At 56.5% G+C, this 6,451-nt stretch carries 6 protein-coding genes and 2 pseudogenes; 4 read left to right on the top strand and 4 right to left on the bottom strand.

All coding sequences use genetic code 11. The features are described from left to right. The 3 genes from CFII64_RS14015 to CFII64_RS14005 form a co-directional block, all read right to left on the bottom strand. Positions 1-301: LLM class flavin-dependent oxidoreductase (locus tag CFII64_RS14015; RefSeq protein WP_020290798.1), on the bottom strand; the 301-nt coding region annotated here is incomplete at its 3' end. Positions 302-708: 407 nt separating this feature from the next. Continuing rightward, complete coding sequence (locus CFII64_RS14010; protein ID WP_020291444.1) at positions 709-1,605, bottom strand: TauD/TfdA family dioxygenase; 897 nt, start codon at positions 1,603-1,605, stop codon at positions 709-711. Between the two features lie 362 nt (positions 1,606-1,967). Beyond that, the gene (locus CFII64_RS14005) at positions 1,968-2,240 is read right to left on the bottom strand and encodes a hypothetical protein (protein WP_020291443.1); all 273 of its coding nucleotides are present in this window, start codon (positions 2,238-2,240) and stop codon (positions 1,968-1,970) included. Between the two features lie 466 nt (positions 2,241-2,706). On the opposite strand from CFII64_RS14005, the gene CFII64_RS14000 reads away from it, so the two are divergent. Next, the gene (locus CFII64_RS14000) at positions 2,707-3,099 is read left to right on the top strand and encodes a VOC family protein (protein WP_020291442.1); all 393 of its coding nucleotides are present in this window, start codon (positions 2,707-2,709) and stop codon (positions 3,097-3,099) included. A 15-nt stretch (positions 3,100-3,114) separates the two neighbouring features. Here CFII64_RS14000 and CFII64_RS30255 read toward each other — a convergent pair. Next, positions 3,115-3,284 (bottom strand): annotated as a pseudogene (locus CFII64_RS30255) (aminotransferase class I/II-fold pyridoxal phosphate-dependent enzyme); the annotation flags it as partial. On the opposite strand from CFII64_RS30255, the pseudogene CFII64_RS13995 reads away from it, so the two are divergent. From CFII64_RS13995 to CFII64_RS13985, 3 genes and pseudogenes are all read left to right on the top strand, one after another. Further along, a pseudogene (locus CFII64_RS13995) lies at positions 3,282-3,822 on the top strand (alpha/beta fold hydrolase); the annotation flags it as partial. The pseudogenes CFII64_RS30255 and CFII64_RS13995 overlap by 3 nt on opposite strands. Positions 3,823-3,956: 134 nt before the next feature. Further along, positions 3,957-4,718, top strand: coding sequence for a GntR family transcriptional regulator (locus CFII64_RS13990; protein WP_020291440.1), 762 nt, complete (start codon positions 3,957-3,959; stop codon positions 4,716-4,718). After that, the gene (locus CFII64_RS13985) at positions 4,715-6,445 is read left to right on the top strand and encodes a fumarate reductase/succinate dehydrogenase flavoprotein subunit (protein WP_020291439.1); all 1,731 of its coding nucleotides are present in this window, start codon (positions 4,715-4,717) and stop codon (positions 6,443-6,445) included. Before CFII64_RS13990 ends, CFII64_RS13985 begins: the two co-directional genes overlap by 4 nt. Positions 6,446-6,451: the final 6 nt, after the last annotated feature.

The raw sequence follows: 6,451 nt of genomic DNA, 5'->3' as shown, positions 1-6,451 counted from the left end.
GACGCCCACCCGACAAGCGATCCAGGGTCGCCGCCATGCGCGCCGACACCGTTGGGGAAATGATCCCTGGGCGGATCGCCACCAGATATTTCAGGCGTTCGGTCAGCGGCACCAGTGCCGAAGCGATCACCCATGAGTCTTCGCAGGAGCGCCCGGTGGGAATCAACACGCCGTGGTAACCGAGGTCGTCAGCGGCCTGGGCCACCTGTTTCAGGTAATTCAACGTGACCGGTCGCGCACCTTTGCTGGTGCCTAGATAGTGGCCGTCGCCGTGGGTGGGAAGAAACCAGAAAACATCCATGACAAATCCTTCAAGCTTTGAAAGCGCAGGTTGGAAAATGCATTTCTGGAATACAACGCATGCCGTGATAAACCGCTTGGCGTGCATCACCGATCCTGAAATACCAGACCAGCACTAGAGCAAGAGATGTACCACTTCGCTTATCCGCCTGTTTGGCGGCTCGCAGGCAAGACAAACACCAGGTGGGCTGTTGTTTAATTAGCGGAATGTTGAATAAGTGTGTCTGCAGCAACAGTTGCTGGCGAGTCAGTAGCGGGTCTCAATGGCGTGCTTGATGTCGTTGTTCCATCCATCAGATCAACAACAAGTTCGGCCATGATTATGGGGATGAGACGCTGCGTTGGGTCAGCGCTCAATGACAGGTTTGTTTAAGACCCTACGACCGATTGGCGATGATCATGGATTGATCAAAACGGCACGTCACCCTGTATCGTCGTGCGGTGCATGCGTCGGCGCAAATGGCTGGGGCAGCCGGTTGCCAGGTGGATCAGCGCTCGGTTATCCCAGAACAGCATGTCATGGGCTTGCCACTGATGGCGGTAGATGAGTTCGGGCTTGATGCTGTGGGCGTACAGCTTGGCAAGGACCTGTCTGCTTTCGGACTCGGGAAGATCAAGAATGTGTGTGGTGAAGTTTTCATTGACGAACAAACCCTTGCGTCCGGTTTCCGGATGGGTCCGCACCACCGGATGTACCACGGGTTTGACTTGCGCCAACTGTGATTGCGTCAGCGTTGGTCGACGGATGCCGCTGAATACTTCGTCGGCGTAACGGGCGGTATAGGAGTGCGCGGCGCGTTTGCCATCAATGAGCCGGCGCACCTCGAGGGGAAGGGTGTCATAGGCTGATTGCTGATTGGCAAACAGCGTATCGCCACCTTCGTCCGGAAGTTCTTGCGCCAGCAGCATGGCACCCAGGCTCGGGAGCTCAACGTAGGAAAGATCGGAGTGCCAGAATTTTCCGGCATCGCCAAGACCGATGGGCTGGCCGTTTTCTACGATATTGGAAATGATGAACACTTCAGGATGGTTGGGTAGCAAGAACTGCTTAAGCACGTGCACCTGTAGCGGACCGAAGCGACGGCTGAAATCGATCTGCTGCTCGGCGGTGATCCGTTGGTCGCGAAAGATCAACAGACCGTAGTCAAGCCAAGCGCGGTGGATGCGCTTGAGGTCGGTCTCGTTCAGCGATCGGCCAAGGTCCAGTCCGAGGACCTCAGCCCCCAGTGGCGCGGCCAGGGGCCGGACATCAAAATCCTGGGACGGGGCAGGGCTGAGATCAGTACTCAGGGATACAGCGGGCATGACGGTTACTCCACACGTTCGACGCCTAAGTTGCGCCTGATTGATAATCAGCGAAACAGATCGCTTGATTGAGTCGTGCGGCGCGCCGGTTGGCCGACATGTACGCATGGAACGATCTTAAAGGCGCATTAAAAGTATGGTCAATATTGTTCGGTACAAATAGATGAATGTGCGGCATCGTGCCGCGCCTGGGCCTTGTGAACTTTTGATCGGGTGACTTCAAGATGCCAGTCATGCAGCGAAGTCATCGTGACCCACCACCCGGCGATTGCTCACTTCGGCGCTGGCTGAGATCAGCAAAACATATCATTGCCACCGCAGCCAGCCAGAACCCGCCAAATACAGCGAGCAACGGCTTGAACCTAAGCACGGTCATCGGCCCCGTTTCGCACGCTCACCGCCAATGACGTCACGATCCGCTCGATGGCATCGCGATCATCGGGATCGTTCAAGCGAAAGTTCTTGATGACGACGTATTCATGATCGGACAGCTTGGTATTGGCCAATGGCCTGCGCATGCCGGTAATGATGTACTGCACATCAAACCCGGCGGCGTGGATCAGCGACAGGTAATCGGCAGGTGAGCGTTGCCCATTTTCGTAATGTCCCTGAGCGTTAGCCTGGATGTTGCTCATCGCCACCACCTCACGCTGCGACAGGCCCTGGGCTTGACGCTCACTTCGTAAACGGTGCCAGTGTTATGATTTCCCCCCCTTTCCTGGACGGGATAATGCCGGACCGACAAGTGCCAATGAAGGCTCGAATGAATTCAAAAAGCATAAAAAACCATCCAGCCGGATGATTTTTTTGACCTTTTGTGTTCAGCACGAAATTTGTGGCCAAAAAGCGTCTATCCCGACTCCCGCCGACCGGGTTTACGTCCCCTCTTTTTGCAGGTTCCGGGGTATCGCAAAGAATGCATGTAGCTCATGCGCCGTTGGTCTTTTGCAGGTGATCGGATTTTTTAGTACTAAAAGGATGACGCTTAGCGCACCCCGGAATCGCTGTCTAGAATCCTGGGTACTTCGATCTGTGTGGCATCGCTTGGCTGCTTCTGGGATCGGCCAGTCAATTGCACCCATGCCCGGTCAGGAGGAGATCATGCTCAGTTATTTGTACATAGGCGCTAACGACGTCGATGCTTTCGGACGTTTCTATGACGCGATTTTTTCACCCTTGAGTTATGAGAAAGAGGTGGCGCAAGAGCAATACTGTTTCTCGCTGCCGGATGTTGCCGACAAGTCGAATGGGCCAGGAACCATCCATGTCGCCCAACCCTTTGATGGCCGGCCAGCGACGGCTGGGAATGGCGTCATGCTGGCGTTTCGGGCTGATTCCAAGGCGCAGGTAGAAGCAGCTTATAAAGGCGGTCTGGCAAACGGAGGAATGGATGAAGGTGCTCAGGGTTACCGAGATGCCTACGAAGACGATTTCTATGTCGCCTACCTTCGTGATCCATTAGGAAACAAGGTCGCTGTATTCTTCATAGGTTGACAGACCGCCTGACAATCAACGCAGGGCGGCACAGAACGTGAGGATCGCCGCGCATGCCCGGCGCAATGATGCGTCATCCAGGGCATAGGCAATGCGAATGTACGGGCCAAGACCAAAAGGCTGCCGTGCACCACGGCCACATCCGCTTCGACGAGCAGTGCATGAACGACATCTTCGTCGGTGTGCTGGCGCATTTCGGTATTGAGCGCTTTCATCTGGTCGGCCACTCCATGGGCGGTCTGACTGCCTTGCTACTGGCCCATGAGTACCCGGACCGGGTGCTCAGCTTCGTCGATATCAAGGGTATCGCCTCGGAAGACTGCTTCCTCAGCCGCCAGATCGTCGACTACCCAACCAACGATCCCGAAACGTTTTCCGCCGCGTTCATCGAGCGCGCCCGACACGCGCCGGCCTATGCCAGCGCGCTCTATGCGGCGAGCCTGCGGCACAAGGTGCGAGCTGGCGCGGTGCGGGGGATTTTCCAGTCGATGGTGGACCTTTCCGATAATGCCGATCTGATGCGCAAATTCCTCGGCTTGAAGTGTCCACGAATGTTCATGTATGGCGAGCAAAACGCGTGGTTGTCTTACTTGCCGCATATTCAGGCTCTAGGCGTGCGCTTGGCACCGGTTGCGCATTGCGGGCATTTTCCCGATGTATTCCAACTCGAGCGCGATGTGGCAGCAGATCGCCGACTTCCAGTCGAGCAGCCTGAACGAGTAATGACTCTTCTTCTCCGGCAGCGAGGTTCGGGTGCAGCGGTGGCATGCTTCTATGTTTATTCCTAATCGGTATTTCACGGCTGCTACTTAAGCTAATTACCATCAGGTCATAACTCGTTATGACAAGTGACTCTGATGACCGAAACCACCAATGCCTTGCTGCCGTTCTCCAGCGTACCGCTGCACACCCAGCTGCGCGATCTGCTGCGCTCGCGAATACTCGATGGTGAATATCCGCAAAACAGCCAGATGCCCTCCGAAAGCGAGTTGGGAAGCATGTTCAAGGTCAGTCGGATCACGGTGCGCCAGGCATTGGGTGATCTGCAGAAGGAAGGGCTGATCTTCAGGATCCACGGCAAAGGTACCTTTGTTGCCAAGCTCAAGGCGTTCCAGAATGTCAGCACCTTGCAAGGCCTGGCCGAATCTCTGACCGGTCGCGGGTACGAGGTGATGAACCGCCTGCGTAGTTTCCGGTTTATTCCTGCTGACAAGTTGGTTGCCGAGCGTCTGCAAGTCCCTGACGGCGAGCTTGTGACGCAGATCAAACGGGTGCGTTTGCTCAATCGCGAGCCGATTTCCCTGGAAATTACTTACCTGCCCAAGGCCATCGGCGAGCGCCTTGAAAACGCTGATCTGGTGACCCGCGACATCTTTCTGATCCTGGAGAACGACTGCGGTTTGACACTCGGTCATGCCGATCTCGCCATTGACGCGGTGCTGGCCGACGACGACCTGACCCAGGCGCTGAACGTGGAATCCGGATCGCCGATCATGCGTATCGAACGTTTGACCCACACCGGCGATGGCCAGCCGGTGGACTTCGAGCATTTGTATTACCGTGGCGATGCGTTCCAGTACCGCCTGCGAATTGACCGCCAGCGAGGTACCGCGCAATGACCCGACAGACCCTTGAGCAGGAATACGACATCGTTGTGATCGGCGGTGGCACCGCTGGGCCGATGGCGGCGATCAAGGCCAAGGAAGCGAACCGCGACCTTCGAGTGCTGCTGGTCGACAAGGCCAATGTCAAGCGGAGCGGGGCGATCAGCATGGGCATGGACGGCTTGAACAACGCGATCATTCCCGGTCATTCGACCCCCGAGCAATACACGAAGGAAATCACTATCGCCAACGACGGTATCGTCAATCAGGCGGCAGTCTATGCCTATGCGACTCACAGCTTCGAGACCATCGAACAGCTGGATCGCTGGGGCGTGAAGTTCGAAAAGGATGAAACCGGCGACTATGCGGTGAAGAAGGTCCATCACATGGGCGCTTATGTGCTGCCGATGCCCGAAGGCCATGACATCAAGAAAGTCCTGTATCGCCAGCTCAAGCGGGCGCGGGTCTCGATCACCAATCGCCTGGTCTGCACCCGTTTGCTGACTGACGGCGACGGTACGGTGAATGGCGTCATGGGCTTTGATTGCCGCACAGCAGATTTCAGCGTGATCAGGGCCAAGGCGGTGATTCTTTGTTGCGGTGCTGCCGGACGCCTGGGTTTACCCGCGTCGGGCTACTTGATGGGAACCTATGAAAATCCCACCAATGCTGGCGATGGTTATGCCATGGCCTATCACGCCGGTGCGGAGCTGGCCAATCTGGAGTGCTTCCAGATCAACCCGCTGATCAAGGATTACAACGGTCCAGCCTGTGCCTACGTGACGGGGCCATTGGGCGGTTATACCGCCAATAACAAGGGCGAGCGTTTCATCGAGTGTGATTACTGGAGCGGCCAGATGATGTGGGAGTTCCACCAGGAACTCGAAAGCGGCAATGGTCCGGTATTCCTCAAACTCGATCACTTGGCCGAGGAAACCATCCAGAACATCGAAGAAATCCTGCACAGCAATGAGCGGCCCAGTCGTGGGCAGTTCCATGCCAATCGCGGCACCGATTACCGCAGCCAGATGGTGGAGATGCACATCTCGGAAATCGGTTTTTGCAGCGGGCACTCGGCTTCTGGCGTATGGGTCAACGAGCGTGCAGAGACGTCCGTCAAAGGCCTGTATTCCGCCGGGGATATGGCTGCAGTGCCGCACAACTACATGCTCGGGGCTTTTACCTATGGCTGGTTTGCGGGCACCAATGCCGCCGGCTACGTAGACGGGCGTGAGTTCTCGCCGCTGGATGCACAGCAGATCGAGCGGGAAAAAGCCCGGGTCTATGCGCCGCTTGACCGCGAGCACGGGCTGCCGCCAGCTCAGGTTGAATACAAACTGCGCCGCTTCGTCAACGACTACCTGCAACCGCCAAAAGTGACCAAGAAAATGCAGATTGGTCTGCAGCGTTTCGGCGAAATCGAGCACGACCTGGCACAGATGAAGGCAAGCAATGCCCATGAATTGATGCGCGCCATGGAGGTCAGCATGATTCGCGATTGTGCCGAAATGGCCGCCCGCGCTTCGCTGTATCGCGCCGAGAGTCGTTGGGGGCTTTACCACTATCGAGTCGATCATCCGCAACGCAATGACGCCGACTGGTTTTGTCACTGCCACCTGAAAAAAGGCGATGACGGGCAGATGTTCAGTTTCAAGAAACCGGTAGAACCCTACGTGATTCCCCTGGATGCGCAGGAAATGCAGGCTTACGACCGACTGCGGGTCGGTGCCGATGCGGCCTGAACCTGG

Origin of the sequence: Pseudomonas sp. CFII64 (genome assembly GCF_000416235.1) — a bacterium.
Taxonomy (GTDB): Bacteria; Pseudomonadota; Gammaproteobacteria; order Pseudomonadales; family Pseudomonadaceae; genus Aquipseudomonas.
The sequence above is the reverse complement of the archived record's forward strand: the minus strand, read 5'-3'. Positions and strand labels throughout refer to the sequence as shown.

What these genes read in the sequence shown, in the direction of transcription:
- CFII64_RS13990 (WP_020291440.1), top strand. Translation starts at nt 3,957, where the DNA reads ATGACCGAAACCACCAATGCCTTGCTGCCGTTCTCCAGCGTACCGCTG.
- CFII64_RS13985 (WP_020291439.1), top strand. Translation starts at nt 4,715, where the DNA reads ATGACCCGACAGACCCTTGAGCAGGAATACGACATCGTTGTGATCGGC.
- CFII64_RS14010 (WP_020291444.1), bottom strand. Translation starts at nt 1,605, where the DNA reads ATGCCCGCTGTATCCCTGAGTACTGATCTCAGCCCTGCCCCGTCCCAG.
- CFII64_RS14000 (WP_020291442.1), top strand. Translation starts at nt 2,707, where the DNA reads ATGCTCAGTTATTTGTACATAGGCGCTAACGACGTCGATGCTTTCGGA.
- CFII64_RS14005 (WP_020291443.1), bottom strand. Translation starts at nt 2,240, where the DNA reads ATGAGCAACATCCAGGCTAACGCTCAGGGACATTACGAAAATGGGCAA.